The organism is Agrobacterium cavarae (assembly GCF_004310285.1).
Taxonomy (GTDB): domain Bacteria; phylum Pseudomonadota; class Alphaproteobacteria; order Rhizobiales; family Rhizobiaceae; genus Agrobacterium; species Agrobacterium cavarae.
In genome coordinates, this window is sequence record NZ_SISF01000023.1 from 341,784 (window position 1) to 357,042 (window position 15,259).

The 15,259-nt window shown below is 54.5% G+C and carries 16 protein-coding genes; 6 read left to right on the forward strand and 10 right to left on the reverse strand.

The genetic code is table 11. From position 1 onward, the window contains the following. The 5 genes from EYC79_RS04660 to fliQ all read left to right on the forward strand — a co-directional run bounded on the left by EYC79_RS04660 (position 1) and on the right by fliQ (position 2,637). Positions 1-1,014, forward strand: a complete 1,014-nt coding sequence (locus EYC79_RS04660) for a flagellar hook-associated family protein (protein WP_111848296.1) — start codon at positions 1-3, stop codon at positions 1,012-1,014. Positions 1,015-1,068: 54 nt separating this feature from the next. Continuing rightward, positions 1,069-1,416, forward strand: a complete 348-nt coding sequence (gene flaF / locus EYC79_RS04665; RefSeq protein ID WP_062426076.1) for a flagellar biosynthesis regulator FlaF — start codon at positions 1,069-1,071, stop codon at positions 1,414-1,416. Beyond that, a complete protein-coding gene (gene flbT / locus EYC79_RS04670; RefSeq protein WP_062426075.1) occupies positions 1,413-1,859 on the forward strand; it encodes a flagellar biosynthesis repressor FlbT in 447 nt (148 codons plus the stop codon). Before flaF ends, flbT begins: the two co-directional genes overlap by 4 nt. Continuing rightward, the gene (gene flgD / locus EYC79_RS04675; RefSeq protein WP_062426074.1) at positions 1,853-2,266 is read left to right on the forward strand and encodes a flagellar hook assembly protein FlgD; all 414 of its coding nucleotides are present in this window, start codon (positions 1,853-1,855) and stop codon (positions 2,264-2,266) included. The genes flbT and flgD overlap by 7 nt, the downstream gene beginning before the upstream one ends. A 104-nt stretch (positions 2,267-2,370) precedes the next feature. Then, the gene (gene fliQ, locus EYC79_RS04680) at positions 2,371-2,637 is read left to right on the forward strand and encodes a flagellar biosynthesis protein FliQ (protein WP_062426073.1); all 267 of its coding nucleotides are present in this window, start codon (positions 2,371-2,373) and stop codon (positions 2,635-2,637) included. Between the two features lie 252 nt (positions 2,638-2,889). Here the strand turns inward: fliQ and EYC79_RS04685 are convergent, their stop codons facing one another. Further along, positions 2,890-4,053, reverse strand: coding sequence for an SH3 domain-containing protein (locus EYC79_RS04685; RefSeq protein WP_130977281.1), 1,164 nt, complete (start codon positions 4,051-4,053; stop codon positions 2,890-2,892). A 142-nt stretch (positions 4,054-4,195) separates the two neighbouring features. Further along, on the reverse strand, positions 4,196-4,435 hold the full coding sequence (locus tag EYC79_RS04690) for a hypothetical protein (RefSeq protein WP_130977282.1): 240 nt from the start codon (positions 4,433-4,435) through the stop codon (positions 4,196-4,198). 320 nt (positions 4,436-4,755) lie between these two features. Here EYC79_RS04690 and EYC79_RS04695 point away from each other — a divergent pair, with 320 nt between their 5' ends. Further along, positions 4,756-5,016: a hypothetical protein gene (locus EYC79_RS04695; protein WP_062599323.1), complete on the forward strand. Its 261-nt coding sequence runs from the start codon at positions 4,756-4,758 to the stop codon at positions 5,014-5,016. Positions 5,017-5,221: 205 nt separating this feature from the next. Here EYC79_RS04695 and EYC79_RS04700 read toward each other — a convergent pair whose 3' ends face one another. The 8 genes from EYC79_RS04700 to EYC79_RS04730 all read right to left on the reverse strand — a co-directional run bounded on the left by EYC79_RS04700 (position 5,222) and on the right by EYC79_RS04730 (position 15,076). After that, a complete protein-coding gene (locus EYC79_RS04700; protein WP_130977283.1) occupies positions 5,222-7,036 on the reverse strand; it encodes a TniQ family protein in 1,815 nt (604 codons plus the stop codon). Between the two features lie 2 nt (positions 7,037-7,038). Continuing rightward, the gene (locus EYC79_RS04705) at positions 7,039-8,040 is read right to left on the reverse strand and encodes a TniB family NTP-binding protein (RefSeq protein WP_130977284.1); all 1,002 of its coding nucleotides are present in this window, start codon (positions 8,038-8,040) and stop codon (positions 7,039-7,041) included. Beyond that, complete coding sequence (locus EYC79_RS04710) at positions 8,037-8,693, reverse strand: hypothetical protein (RefSeq protein ID WP_130977285.1); 657 nt, start codon at positions 8,691-8,693, stop codon at positions 8,037-8,039. The genes EYC79_RS04705 and EYC79_RS04710 overlap by 4 nt, the downstream gene beginning before the upstream one ends. Next, positions 8,677-10,227 (reverse strand): DDE-type integrase/transposase/recombinase, encoded by a 1,551-nt coding sequence (locus tag EYC79_RS04715; protein WP_130977286.1) that lies wholly within the window; start codon positions 10,225-10,227, stop codon positions 8,677-8,679. Before EYC79_RS04715 ends, EYC79_RS04710 begins: the two co-directional genes overlap by 17 nt. 73 nt (positions 10,228-10,300) lie before the next feature. Further along, positions 10,301-10,885 (reverse strand): hypothetical protein, encoded by a 585-nt coding sequence (locus EYC79_RS04720; RefSeq protein WP_130977287.1) that lies wholly within the window; start codon positions 10,883-10,885, stop codon positions 10,301-10,303. A gap of 95 nt (positions 10,886-10,980) precedes the next feature. After that, positions 10,981-11,151, reverse strand: coding sequence for a hypothetical protein (locus tag EYC79_RS23385; RefSeq protein ID WP_157835782.1), 171 nt, complete (start codon positions 11,149-11,151; stop codon positions 10,981-10,983). A gap of 296 nt (positions 11,152-11,447) precedes the next feature. After that, complete coding sequence (locus tag EYC79_RS04725; protein ID WP_130977288.1) at positions 11,448-12,095, reverse strand: hypothetical protein; 648 nt, start codon at positions 12,093-12,095, stop codon at positions 11,448-11,450. Further along, positions 12,092-15,076, reverse strand: coding sequence for an HsdM family class I SAM-dependent methyltransferase (locus tag EYC79_RS04730; protein WP_165456958.1), 2,985 nt, complete (start codon positions 15,074-15,076; stop codon positions 12,092-12,094). The genes EYC79_RS04725 and EYC79_RS04730 overlap by 4 nt, the downstream gene beginning before the upstream one ends. Positions 15,077-15,259 lie beyond the last annotated feature (183 nt).

Here is a 15,259-nt window from a genome sequence, read left to right on the forward strand (position 1 = left end):
ATGAAAACCACCTCGATCTCATCCCAAAGCGTTAGCACGGCCATGCATTTGACGGTGTCCAATGCGCAGGCTGAAATCAGTAAGCTGCAAAAGGAAGCCGTCACCGGTACCTATTCCGACGTCGGTGTGGAACTTGGAACGCGGACCTCCACGAGCCTCGACTATACGCGTGAAAGCAAACGCCTTCAGGCGATCGTCGACTCCAACTCCGTGGCCGAGCAGCGCATGGATGCTTCGCAGCTGGCCATGAAGAACATGTCGGATTCCGCGCAGACCTTGCTGAACTCGGTCATCGCGCTCAGCGGCAATACCGACGCAAGCAGCCTTGGTGTGGCGAAGACGACAGCGATGTCGGTGCTGGAAAACTTCACGAGCTACGCGAACACCGCAGTCAACGGCGAGTTCCTGTTTTCGGGCATCAACACCGACGCGCAGACGCTGGATGATGGGTTCATCGGCAACATCACGAGCAACTTCAAGTCAGCTTTCGACACTGCTTTTCCGGACCCATCGACGGCCTCTGCCAGCGACGTTGCAGCCTTTCTGCAGGACTACCAGGATAATTTCGACTGGCCGTCCTGGACGAACGCTTCCGATACGGCCATGAGCAGCCGGATCAGCACCTCGGAGACGGTCTCGACATCCGCCAGCGCCAATGAATCCGGGTTCAAGAACCTTGTCCTGGCGACGGTCATCTCCTCGCAGCTGGTCGATGCCGGTCTCGGCCCCGACGCGCTTTCGGTGGTGAACGACGCCACGACGAAGCTCGCGGGTTCCGCCATCTCCAACATTGATACCCAGCGCGCAAAAATCGGCTTGTCCCAGGAGCGAGTGGAGAAGGCGAATACCTATATGAGCGCGCAGAAAACGATCATCGATACCCAGCTGACCGATCTTGTTGGCATCGACACCTACGAGGCGTCGACCCGCCTTACGACCCTTCTGAACCAGGTCGAGACGTCATACACAATTACATCGAAGATCCAGGGGCTTAGCCTCGTCAATTTCATCTAGCAGGAATAATTCCGCCGATGACGGGCGGCACATCGGGCCATGAAGGAAAGATAAATGTTCCAGTTTTCATATGCGGAGATCATGGAGGATGACCCCCATATTGCCCGCAACAGGGAGAGACAGGTCCTTGAGCGATCTATCGAACTCCTGGAGGTCGCCAAGCGACAGGAAAAATATGGCAAGGACGGGATCGAGGCGATTTTCTACACCAGGCGGGTCTGGACGCGCTTCGTAGATGATCTCCAGCAGCCAGAAAATGAACTGCCGGTTGAACTCAAAGCCAACCTGATTTCCATCGCCATCTGGATTCTCAAAGAATGCGAGCAGATACGCAAGCGTAATTCGACGAACTACCAAGGCATTATTGACGTGACAACCATCATCAAGGATGGACTTAAATGAAAAGTACACTGCGGATTTCCTTGAAGTCTGGGGAAAAGATCTTCATCAACGGCGCTGTTCTTCGCGTCGACAGGAAGGTTTCCCTGGAATTCCTCAATGATGTGACATTTCTCCTTGAGAACCATGTGTTGCAGCTTGAGGATACGACGACACCTCTGCGGCAGCTGTACTTCATCGTACAGATGATGTTGATCAATCCGGAAGGCAAGGAGCAGTCTCTGACACTCTTCCGCAAGTCGATCACCATGCTGCTTGCGACCTTCAAGAACGAAGAAATCCGTTCTGAGCTGAAGCGCATCGACGCCACCGTCTCGTCGGGCCGTCCCTTCGATGCGCTGAAGACCATCCGTGGTCTTTACGCCAAGGAAGAAACCATTCTCAACAGCCATGAAATCACGCCGGCCGTTGTCAACGAATTGCGAAGGGAAATCGCACCATGGTAGACGCTGTAGCGAGTGCCACATCGACACAGACGACCTCTGCATCGAAAACCGACTCCAAAAAGGCGTCGCTGGATTACGACAACTTCCTCAAGCTCTTGATCACGCAGATGAAGAACCAGGATCCGACGAATCCAATGGATCCGAGTGCGCAGGTCGCCCAGTTGGCAACCTTCTCGCAGGTCGAGCAGTCAATCAAGATGAATACCAATCTGGAAAGCCTGATCTCGGCATCGTCGCTGTCGAACGCGTCTTCCTATATCGGCAAGACGATCACCAGCGCCGACGGCCAGACCAGCGGTGTCGTGAAGTCGGTGGAAGTCACCGCCGAGGGCCTCTCCGCCACCACGGTTGCCGGCTCGACGATTGCAATCGGCCAGGGCATCAAAATCTCGCAGACGGCGTCTTAACGCCTTCTGTCGAATCATATAGCATCTCTGATGGTCGCATCATGCGGCCATGCCCACCGTTTCAGGTTCGGCATCCTTTAGCCGAATGAGACGAGCGGACCGAGATGAACGAGGCAGACGCTCTCGATATCATGCAAAATGCGATATGGACCGTGCTCATCGCATCGGGTCCTGCGGTTCTTGCCGCAATGACAGTCGGTATTATCATCGCATTCGTGCAGGCCCTGACCCAGATTCAGGAAATGACGCTGACTTTCGTACCGAAGATCATCGCCGTCATGGTGGCCATCGCCTTTTCAGCGCCGTTTGTCGGTGCGCAGATCTCCCTCTTCACCAATCTGGTGTTCTCCCGCATCCAGTCGGGATTCTAATCTGGACCAAGCGACTGCGTTCGTTGACGCCCGCTTGGCGTTTCTATCGTCTGCTGTTCAATCATTGAGGGGCATGCAGCGAAAGTTACACGAGTCCTAAACGCCGTGCGTCCTAACGGACGCATAAAGGACGGGCTGATGCTGTAGAACGCGCAGGCGAAGCAGCGAGAAGGGCGATCAGCCGTTGCGGTCTAGCATCGAAAAAGGAGCCCTAGGGGCGATACTAACACCCGCTGCAAGGACATTCTCCAATCAGTTGGAGCAGCAAACGCTCTTCACATAAGTGTTGCCGACGGTCATGAACGCGTCGTCCGGCACAGAGCCTTTTTCCTTCAAATCTTTGAGAAGTCCGGCGGCCTCATCCGGGGGAAGCGAACGCATCAGCGCAACCGCAAACCACTTGTTGGTCGCAAGATACGCTGTCACCGGCAGCGAGGAACCCCGAACATAAGCGGCCGCTTCTGCGAAATTATCGAAGCTTTTGATCTGGATGAACCTGTTGTCGAAGGGCTGACTGAGAAATTGGTCTACTTTTACCCAATTATGGTGCACGTAGCCCTCTTTCCCCTTTGTTCGTACTAAGTACCATCTATCTCCAATAGCCAGTATGTCTACCTTGTCGCCGTTACGTAACGAGATCAGCTTCTCCGACTTTTGATCTTCGCCAGCTCGTAAAAATTCCTTACCTTTGGGGACACGAATTTTTCCAGTTTTCGCGAGCGGTATTTGGAAGCGAGGATCGTCGTCAGCGATACGGTATGCCGGCAGCGCTGCAGTTTCGGACGCTGAAGGCTGCGTGTTCGCTGAGACTTCCGTTTCAGGAGGAGGCGGTACGTTTCCAAGAGTTGTGACGCGGTACTGCTGCATCTCGCTTTTAGACAGGTAACGCATATCGTCCTTCTCGTACCGCAGCGATAACTGCAGCAGAGATGGGTCGATCCCCATTTCTGTCATGTAACTGATCGTCTCTGCAGTCTGATGCTGGATATAGGATACCGCGTCATCCACAGAGATTGCTGAGGTGTCGGCGAAAGAAGTCTTATGAACGCCTATGGAACCCGTCTCGGCAAAACGGACAGTTCCACCCATGAAAGCTAGAGCGCAGGCGGAAGAACATTCCATTCCTCGCATCTGAAACGTCGGAAGGCTAAGAGCACGGATAAGCCTGCCAAGCTCTATAGCTTTGGAGGGGTTGCCTCCTATGGAGTTGAAGACGACGATTCCAGAACGTGTGCCGAGCCCTTTCGCAAACGATACGAACGACGACAGACTTTCGCTTGGCTCAAACACGCCCGAAACGAGGATTACAGACTTCGTTGCATCAATGGGCTCGGTAGAAAACGTCAGCGCCGTGGCCCCGGCGGGAAACAACAAAGCGGCAATGGCTGCACCCACCAAGAAACGCTTAACAAACATTGATGCGATCCCCAACGCAATTTTGCGCCAATTTTATATCCCAGAACGCTCACATTACCAGAGGTCCTATATTCGTGAACTAACTGAAACCTAAACTGCACTATAGGAGCCGCGCTGTCTGTCTCGTCGACACTTGTACTCTTCAGCCGCCGCCCTGAGAGATAAAGCGCTTGCCTTCGTCAGTCAGAACAAGGCGAGGCGCGCCATTCGAAGCGATTTCTCGCACGAAGGCTTCTCTTTCAAGGCTAGCGACGGTTGAGGTCGAGATGCGCTTGTCGCCAACCAGCCACACCCGACCCGAACGCCGTTGATAACGATACTGGTGGATCGCCGACAACGAGCGGATTGCACTTCGTGAAAGCTGTTTTTCACCAGATGTCATTATGACGGCTCCTATGAATGTTCTCTCTACGTTCATGTGATGATGGCTGTATGAGCTTTCAAGTGCGCGTCCTGTCATGTCCAGATTTTGGAAGGAAGGCTTTCGGGGATTCCTTGGCTGCGCTCGTCTGCGCGTGGATGGGCGAGTGAGACTTGGATCGAGCCGCCAAAGCACGCGGCGACGAGACTTCGGCCATTAAGGATCCGCCGCCGGGCGTTTATTGAGCCCTCGTCACAGCTTAGCCTAGCCTCAGCATTCCCCATCCACCATATAGATCCATCACCCGAAGCCGTGGCTCACATTGAAAGGGAGGACGCTGAATGGCTTACAATGCAAAGCCCGGAGATGTTTGTTTGTTTGAAAACGAAAAAGCTGGGCACGAAACCGCTCCTGACCATCGCGGCTACTTCATCGCAGACCGCGATATCAAGGCAGGAGAGAAAGTCGAACTCGCGCTCTGGGCAGGACGCCCGAACAGCCTGCGGTCGTTTAGCGGTCGCCTCTCGGCCCACAAGAGTGGCGTTTCTCCAGAGCCTGAACCCGTCGATCTTTTCGGAAATCCAATTAAGCCCAAAGCATAACGACGGTCGGGCGTCACCAGCAATTGATGGTGCGGCCCCTAAAGTTCGGCCCTGATGAATATGAGAGCCCAGGTTTCTTGGGGTTTCGGAGGAAGATCGTTCATCTGCCCATTGCAGAAAGTGCGATTATCGGTGGCCGGAATAGCCTCATAGGCAAAGAAAAACCCGCTTTCGCGGGTTTTAAAAACTGTATCCGGATGCTGCATTAGGCCAATCCAAGCCGTTGAACGTCAGACCTACGATAAAATCTGGCAATCTTGCCGGTCGGTTCAAAGATCGGTTTGATCCCTTCCTTGTCCAACGTCTGCTTCAAACCGGCAATCTGTTTGCCATTCTCACGGGCCATTGTGCTCAACGAAATGTGCTTATCCAGAAATTGCTCGACGGCTACCGGATGGACGAAACGTTGGTGGACGCGAGTGCGAGGATGACGCCGCATCTCTACCGGGAGGACCTCGCGCTTAAGGAGTTCGTCGATGGTGACGGTCGTCGTGCGCAGTGCTTTCTCCAGCGCAGCTACATCAAGATAGTTCTCGGCCTCATCAAGGGCCACGTGCGGAAGGACCTCCTGCGGATCAACGAGCAGGTTCTTAAGGAGCAGCTCATCGCCTGACCACGACACCTTTGTCAGCTTGCCGCCGAAAACGAGATCAACGATCTCGGGAACCTTGCAATGGCAGATAGCTGTGGCGATGTGGATCGAGACGAGGCCATCGTGCGACACACAGTTCCGTTGCGCCTTGAGCCGTGCCAGGAGGCTTACCACGCTTTCACGAGAGATGCGCCGGAATACCCTTGCATAGTCCTCCGAGTTCGCATGATACGGCACGTGTCCCTGCTGCAGAAGGATATCAAGGAATTGCCATGTGCAGCCCAGGAGGCTGGCTGCCTCAGGTGTCGTGAGGAGCTGTGTTTCCACAACCAGCTGTTCATGCAGAGCTGCACGAGGAAACACGCGTGCGGCCTTTACACCACCATTCGGGGTGGTCGTAGTGAATCCGTATTTCTCGATTACGTTCTTCACCCGGTCAGGCGTAAGCTGGTACTCGACTGTCGCAGAGCGAACGGTGTGGACTTGACGTTCCTCGACTTCGGTGAGGAAGACATCGCCTGCCTCCATGGGAATGTGCTGCTCGGCGTGGCGCTGAAACAGCTCAAGGACCGGCCGATAGTCAGGGTCATTCACGAACTTCCGCAGCCAACGACGTGCTACGCCATAGATATCCATGAATTCGGTGGCAGTTTCGATAGCCGCATGAACATGGCGGGAGAGAAAAGACAGGACCGCTTCTTTGCCCTGCTTGGCAATCAGGAAGCCCTCCCGGCGGCACGAGCCATTCATGAATCCTTCGGGAATGCGGTTTCGCGCACGCCCGTCCTCAGGAAGGTTTTTAAAATGCCCGATGACGGTGCAGAACTCTGCCGCCACATAGGCCGGAAGTTCGTCCAGAAACTCGGACGCCTTTCCTGCGCCGTTCACGCGATTAGAGAAGTAGACATCAGCCAGGTCCGGCTCGCGAATTTCAGGAAGGTTCAGACCCAGTGCGTCAGTGCGCCGTGCGATCCATGCGGTGATATCGCCTGCAGAAATCACTTCAAGTTCGCACCCGTGGATCGGGCATGTGCCAATCACCGTCCACCGCCATGCAGCACGAAGATAAGGACGTGTTACCGCGCGACCGTGCCCTGCAAGCATGTCATGGCAAAGGCAATGGCGGCAAACTCGGAGCGATGCCATTTCCAATTGGGACCGCCGGACGAATGTCGCTCCGAAACTTGTCACGTTGTTACCTGTCAATGCGAACTTCCTGAGGCGTGCTGCCGGGACGCCAGACCAAGCCGACAACAAGCCTGCGGTCTCATCATTCATGGTCTGCAGGCCGGACAGGGACAGGCTGGTCATCCAGCAAAACTCTTCCAGGTCACGGTAGCCGTTGGCCTTCGCCAACCTCGAAGCGAACATTACCTGGCACTCGTCGTCGTGAAGAACGATCTCGCGGGAAAGCTTTGAACCGAACATGATCACTTCTTTCGTTTGGCGACTGGTTTACGCAGGTCGGCGAGCGCGTTTTTGGGTACGATGTCCCGCCACTTGCTTCCACGGAAAGGGTTATCCTCGCGAAGACATGCCTTGCGGACCTGATATACCATTTCAAAATCAGACAGCGTGACCTTGCGGCGGTCGGCGTCAATTGCGGCGAAGCAGGCTTTTTTGATGTCGTCACAAATCGTGCCGAAGCGTCCTTGCCCTGCCAGTATGAGCCGCGCCGGAAGCTCGTCCTTGTCAGTCCAGCCGGGTTGAAGGCCTGCGTGCTTTACGACGATATTGGACAAAATCTGGTCCGCCGCCCTCAGGTCCCTTGGGTCTTTCAAGAGTTCGAGGCGAACGGTGTTAGAGCGATTGCTCAGCTGATCATCACCGCCGCTGATGAAGTTTGCCAAGTCATCGACGCCAGAGAAGATGGCGTGGAGCGGCCAGTTCTTGATCTGGAGAAGGCTCTTCACGTCGCTTTGCACGGACTTGATGGCGTGTTCCGTATTGTGGAGCACCGTGTCCTGCATTTCGTCGATATGAAGGTACTCGACCTTGTGATCACGCAACTGATCTTTCAGGAAGTCGTAAAGTTCCGGATTGCTAATTCGTTTGTTCCGGACGACCGTGCCAAGTTCCTTCAGTATTTTCAGGGCGAGTTCCCTGGAACTGCAGGGCGACGGCGCTTCAATGCTGATCATGGGTCGTACCCACTCGCCCTCCTCATCCTGGTAAGGCTGAAAGCTCGGCTTCTCTCGGAAAAGCTCCTCCAGCATGCGCGACTTTCCTGTATTGGATTCACCGATCAAGAAGAGCGCGCGTTCCTTGAAGCCGCCGCCCTCACGGCAGGCTCTCGCGTTGGCGATGAGGTCGTCAATGTGCTTGCTGACCTCATGATATTTTGCGTAGCGCAAGTACAGTTTATGGAGATGCAGCTTGCGGTCCGACGGAGTCATGGTGGGGACGTTCATGGCGATGCTGGCGTCTGTCATTCGATCTCTCCAAAATGCGAAGGTTCATCATCGTTGTTGTCGGAAGAGGCGTCAGTTTCCGAAGTGCTTTCCTGCGTCTCCTCGCTGGTCGGAGGACCGACGAACTCGCCGCCCTGGGGCCCGACGTAGCCGTCGTGTAGCGGATCGTAGGCGATCTCGTCGTCGTGCAGTTCCACCTCGTTCACCGTGTCCTCCTCAGTGAACGGGCGGCCTTCGAACAACTGGTCGGTAGCGTGCGAAATCTCTTCCGGGCGCAGCGTATGAAGGGAGATTCCCGCGCGCATTGCAGCGCTGGTACCTGCACGACGCATGACGTTGATCGCCTCGTACATGATCGGCAGGTTGGCTTCGGACTTCACCCCGTTGCGGCGATTGAGGTCCTGCTTGGCAAGGTACCATTCGGCCAGTGAGATGTTCGTCGGCATCCCGATGCGATTTTCGACCGTCAGCCAACCTTCGCCGGTATAGACAGACACAGCCGAGAGATCGTTGCGATGCGTGCGCACCGGGTACTCCTTCGAACCATCCTTGCGGCGGAGGGTTTGCAAAACGTCTGAGTTGTAAGGAATCCCGTGAACCGTCACGCCCGCGCTGTCGATGATGCGTTTCTTGGTGACACCGAAGATGTGGCGTTTCTCATGACGTCCCGGCATGGCACGCACGGTAGGTTTTGGTTTTCTGAACCCAGGCTTCGTGCGGGGTCAGATTGTTGAGGCGTGCAGACGGGCGATTGTGGTGGATGTCGCAGATTGCGCGGATCACCAGATTGATGAACTCATCGACTGCCAGAGCCGCGTTTTTCTCAGCGTCATAGTCGTTCTTCTCCACCACGTTGGAGAAGGTGCGCCCGTCGAAGAACATCATGATGTCGCGCGCAAGCGTTTTGAACAGGCTCTCGATGAAGGGGCGCTTCCAAGCTTGACCAGCGGGCGGACGCGTCAACGCAATCTTGCACATGAGGAATGCATCACGCGTCGCGTCTGCGATGTAGGGCGCACCATTGTCTGTGTAGACCACCTCAGGACGAACACCGAACCACGGGGTCTTCGCACCCACCAGCTTGGCAATATCCGTCTTGTCGGTCATCACCATTTCAAGGGTATCGACGACAAGGGCCGAGGACGGATTGCGTCCTCCTTTGAGTGCCAGCACATAGTTGGTGGCCGTGTCTACAGCACCGCAGAACCAGATGCGCTGCGGGTTCTCAATCAGGTATTCTTGAATTGCCTTCGGAAGCATTTGCCAAAAGCCGCATCCCTGCATGGACGTCATGGCATCGGCATTCCAATCGTCCATCTCGACGTGTTCGCCAGGACGTTCGGTATCATAGGAATCCATTTTGGGTTTGAACTGGGCGCGAGCGAAGGGAAGCCCTTCGCGGCCCGCAACGACCTCGAACTCGTCCATGGCATCAATCAGAGCTTCGAAACGTTTGCGCCCGGGAGCAATGAGCGGTGCCTTCCCCACACGCTTTGCGTTTTCCTCTGCGATACGGGCATGGACATCACGGAGCAGCTTTGCCTTCGACGGCTTACGGCGGCTGGCATAGTTGCGTGCTTCCTCTAGCCAGATCGCATAGCTTTCGGCGCATTCGACCTTCGGATTGCGGAACCCGGGTCCATTGCGGCGGTAAATAAGCGCGCGAACATCACGACCGCAGCTCATGTACTCGCGAAAATGACGGTTAAAGCTGCGGACGGACGGTGTGTTGAAAAAGCTCGTGCTGGCATCGCAGCGCGTTTTGCGCTTAGTGCCATCCTGTTCCGTCAGTTCCTGCGCCTCGATCTGGATTTCGAGGCTCCATTTCTTGAGCAGACCTGCAAGTTTCTCGCTACGGGGGAGCTTGCGACCGGTTTCCGCGCAATGCTGCTCATAGCGAAGGATCAACGCTTCGTGGAAACGAGCGATGGCCACGTCACGCGGCTTGAAGTCGTCGACGCGCTTGTCGCCGACGAGATGACGCAGCTTCGTCTCCGTCTTGGTGTGGAAATTGTAGTGGACCGATGCCTTGTCGTTCATCAGCGCCTGGCGGATTTCAGCATGGGAAATACGCGTCTCGAAACGGTGGTCCGTTTCCCGTTGGAAACGATATTCGTTGTTGTCGTAGTCAACAGGGACCCAGTTGGTGCCACGGTAGGTGAAACGGTCGAGTGGGCCCATTTCGGTGATCGGAGTGTATTCGGTCATCTTAATTTCCTTTGGACATAGCTTCGCCGTGCTCAGGCACGACGTGTCTGAGTGAGGGCAGGATTGGGGTTGGCTAGAGGTTGATGGTGAACCAGGTCAGTTCATTGACCCGGCCGCGTTGAACTGGTTTGAGGACTTGCAGATCGATCAGCCGCCAGATCGCGATGGTGCGATCCGTCCGTTCGACATGCGGCACATACAGCTGGAAGAACTGTATCTGGCTACCGCTCTGCCCATGCAGCTCGCTCAACAGCGTGCGTACATGGCCCTCATCATGAAATTCGCGAGACCAGAGGATGGTCTTTGCATTGCGAAAATCGTCCTTGGTCGCGTGCCGCTCAGTCATGATTCTCATGTCATCGAACAGCGCGCGATGTATTCTCTGGACACCAGCGAAGACCGGGTGGAGTTCGGGTTTTTCGCGCTCGTATTTGACTGCAATAGCCAAACGAAAGCCGCTTTTGAACCGGGCCCAGTAATCGAAGGTGTGTTCCCGCACTTGTCCCTCCGGATCGACAAACGTCACCTTCGGGAACTGGGAACGGACTTCCACGATGCCGTGGCGGGCCTGGATGACAGCAGACACCTGCTGCTCAAGCTCGCTTTCATGCTGTACCTGGCGGTTGTCGAAGACCGACGCGCCGTTGGTTTTCAGCATGTGTTTCACCGGAACGTTGCGTGCGCCACCGTGAAGGCGAGGCGGCACCCAAAGTTCTGGTTCATCGTGGAGGTTGGGGGAAAAGCTGGTCGCGCTTACCATTTGGACGTACGCATCCCGACCATTGCGTTCTTATCGGCATCAATCCCGCCATCCTGGAAAACCTGGAAGCGGGAATGAACGCCCTCTCCGTTGCCGGAGCGCAATTCGGTCAGAATGGCACGACGCACCAACACGTGGTGCAGCACATTTTTTGATGGGCGCATAGATACCTCCTGGGCGCACATGGGTGGCAGCCCATCCGGAGGTAGAGGACACAGTGTCCTTACTTCAGATGGAGCTGAGGAAGGTCTTTCCTAGATTGACGATGCGTATCATCGTGGGGCTCCGTGTTTGAAACTGGGACCGAAGATAGTCAGAGGTGGTACCGGGAGTCTAGCGGGATAAATTTGCGTGGTCGAAATATGGTTAACCAAAACGATATGGTCAGTCCCAGTTCGCGGCTCCCTACAGTTTGTGTGGCTAACCCGACCTCCGCCTTATGTTAACCCCTACGTCGAGCTTAACGCGCTAGTAGCATATGGCCCACTAAGATGTCCGGAGATGCACATGCAGGCCTATGGTGATGGGTGTCGAAATCAAGTTCAGCCATGTGGGATGGAGCTACCAATCCGGTACCTGAGGTTTCCACCGTGACGTCTGCTCGCTGAAGGTAAGTTTGCAAGCTCGTAGACTCGTCAGCAACAACACCATTTACCATGCCAACCATAATACCCAGGTCAACGTTCGGAGAGTATTGACCAGTGCCGAAGCGCTTAACGCCGTTAAGGACGTAGGCCTTTTTCAGCCTCGCCTTATTGTCTAAGCGTTTGAATTCCAGGATGAGTTCAGGACCGAAATCTATAGCGTAGAAAAACCGAATATCAGTTCTGCCGATCTGTTTAGGCATTCCTTTTCTGTCGAGCTGAATCAGCTGGGCTTCGATGGCGAAATGGCCGAAGCCGATACCCGCGTTCATACGACGTTCGTCATTATTTAACTCCGCGAAAAACCCGGCGACCAGAGTCGTTTCGTGTTTGTGGTCCCACCAGGCAGGGGGCGAATTTCGCAACTCGTCCCAGACGGTGCGCAAGTAATTCAGAAGTTTTGAGATATTTTGTTCCGGAAAAAGGATGGGGGCTGCATCGGGAACGTCGAGCATACGAATCAATTGGGTCGCGCTCCTTTGGAAAAGGACCAGCCAGAGGAGAGTCTAGCGTACAGCTCGTCGGCGTCCCGAAGAGCCGCCGCTTTCGTCCAAAATCGCATCCTCCGAGGCTTTACTATGTAAATGTCGTTTCCCCAAACGAAGATGGTATTTGGCATTGCGAAAAAATCGACTTGGCTGCCAAAAGCGAGGCGTTTGGAGATCGCCTCCAATATCGCTCTGGCGCTCTTGACTTGGATGTCCGCATCGGCCGTAGCGCCGGGTGCCTGAAGCCGTACATGAACGACATCCAACGGTGTTCTATCTCCACGTGTGAGAACGCTGGCATCGATTGTTCCAGCTCCCTCAGCCTTGGTCACCCACAAACGCAGTGATTCAAGAAACGTGTCTAGGTAAGCGGAGATGTCTTTGCGCTCCGGATGGCTTTGAATTGGCGTAAAAAGTTCGCTATAGCTCGTAGGTTGAAGGCTTTCGGCGTTCAATCTAGCCATATCCGAAACAATTATGCGTTCGTTTGGACTAAGTTTGAAAACATCAAATATAGCTTCATCCAGACGCGCTCGAACATTCTTTTCGACTTCATGCTGCGCTTGATTGACCGCGACTGAAAGCTGGTCGAGCAAATCGGAGAAGATACCGATCCCCACCGGTATGGCGGATTTCGACAGCATCCAGGAAGGTACCGGCAGCGATTTGATTTCGGAAAGCGTCACGCGTGCGCGTTCGGTCTGAGCGGTATAACTGGTGAGCATGAGCCAATACTTGACAAGGCTGGACCTCAGATAGCACGCGACGAATTTTGCAATGGGTGCGTTGTCTCTGCCAAATCCCAGCGCCCCCACGCCGGATGAAAAGCAAAACGGCTGATCCGCGTAAGCCGCACGGACTTCCATCTGCACCGACGTCCCATCGGTAAACAGAATTCTTGGCCCACTATAGAGGTCAATATTTCCGATTGAGGCAACGCCATCATCAACAGGAAACGGTTTTAGCTTAGAAAGATCGGCGACCGGCGAAGCTGTGTTCAGGGCGTCTGTAGGCATATAATCAAAATCGGCGAGAAGCCTAGCATCTGCAATCTTGTTGCCGTCAACCTTGTGGTAGCCTTTTGCTATCGCCCACTTGCGTGTGGATATCGCCTCTTTCAAGGACGGAAAATTGAGAAGGCGGTGGTACAGACTGTGGTCACGGCTGCTGCCCCAGAAACTTCTTCGAAGCTCATTGTTTCCGGCGACGACGGATGCTCTTGAAAGCACTACTCGATCATAGGTGTGCAGAGTCAAGCGGTTCAACGCAAAGCTGATATCCGCCTTGGGAGACCAATATTCAAAACTGCCGTCAATTCTGCCGTCCGCAAGACCAGCCTCGTTACGAGCGCACACGATTGTGCATGCGTGCTCTGCTTTCGCAAACAATATCCTGCGGAAGTCTGACAAATTGATCAGCCGGTCCAGCTTCACCCGAACAGTCAACTGCTGAAGAAACGGTTCGTTTGATGGGGCGGTGATAAGGGATGTAGGGAGGATCAGTACCATTCTGCCGCCGGTTTTCAGAGCACGCGTACACTTCAGCGCGTAGGCTGCAGCAATCTGCCGGTGCGGAAGCTGGACCTTGGCCTTGCCCGCCCAATCAAGAGCATTTGGCGCTTCATCCTTCGCAAGCTCCCTCCAAGGCGGGTTAGAAATCACAATGTCGAATGTTGAGGAATCGGCAAATGCATTCTTCGTCGAGAAAAAGTCACCCTTCTCCGCCCCCTGAGCAATGTTTTCGCCAATCAACTGTGGAAGCTTGCAATTTGAATCTTCCTGTAACTTGGCGAGGTCGGCAGGCGCGAGGTTTTCAAGTAGGCATAAATAAAGGCTGAATGCTGTTACTCGGCAGGCAATAGGATTTATATCACCGCCAAAAACGGTTGCTTGCAGTAACTCAATTCGCTCCTGAATGGCGAGATTACGGCCCAAAGTCGCTTCTTCATAGCTGACGAGTCTACGAAACGCGGTGGTCAGCAAAATTCCGGAGCCGCAAGCACCATCGTATACTTTGATGCCTTTTAGACTTTCCAGGCCGTCGAATGCTTGTTGAATCGCCAGCTCGGCGAGGACACGCGGCGTGTAGTATGCGCCATCGATCTTACGGTCGCTTTCAAGGAAAATCTCGTAGATGCCCGAGAGCAGTTCCACCGGAATCTGCGAAAAGTCGTAATTCCAAAAATCCCGCTGACCTGTTCGGAGGTCAACCCTCGACAGAAAGTCATCGACCGTGCCGAGGACCCCTGGGCTTAAGTCCGCCCACCTAATTTCTGATGGTTCGAGGAAATCACCGTTAAAATCATGCTTGAGCTGCTTGATTAGGGCGTCGACGCCAGCACCGTTTTTTGACCGGACGAGTTCGTGCAGTTTTCCGAGGCGGTGAAGCTCCCGATATTCATCGCCAGCGATGCCGCGATGTTCCAGATATGAGATGAACATAATCTGGGCGAGAAGCATTTTCGCTTGCGCATCGGACGCGATCAGCGGCTTTTTTCCTCGGGTTAAGCTGGTGACTGCACTCCCGAGCTGACGAATAAGCTGACGGTCGACGCGTCGAATTGGGTCGAACCAATCGCTAAGGCGCTGCTGGACCTCAGAGGACTGTATCTCCGCCGCTGACCAGGGGCCACCGCTCCTGATCTCGGTTTTTTTTACCGTTTCGGCTGCTGGAGACTCATCGATTTTTGGTATAGCGAAAGCGTTCAGGGTCAGATCGTCGCAAACAAGCAGCGCGGAGATCAGATTCTGATTCCAGAGCCGCTGACGAACAGCGTCTATCGCCTCTTTATTTGTGCTGGTACCACCATCCTTGAAGCAGATCGTAGGTGTATTCTCTACGAGGAACACAGCTGCGCATTGATATGAACCCTTGGGGTCCAAAAGGTCACGCAGCTCCGTTGCGTATGGCCGTTGACCAATCTGATCAACAGAGGTCACGAGGGCATCACCGGTCATCTTGTAACCGAGTGCGTCCAACCATGGACCAACGGGCGATTTGTCAGCACTAGCGATCATTTGGCTCAGGTATCATTCAGATTCGCCTCCATATTGGACCAGCCAAATTCGCACAAGACAACCGTTAGCATCAAAAACAAACTTTAATAGTAAACTCCCGACTACACCCAAAAAAAATGACCC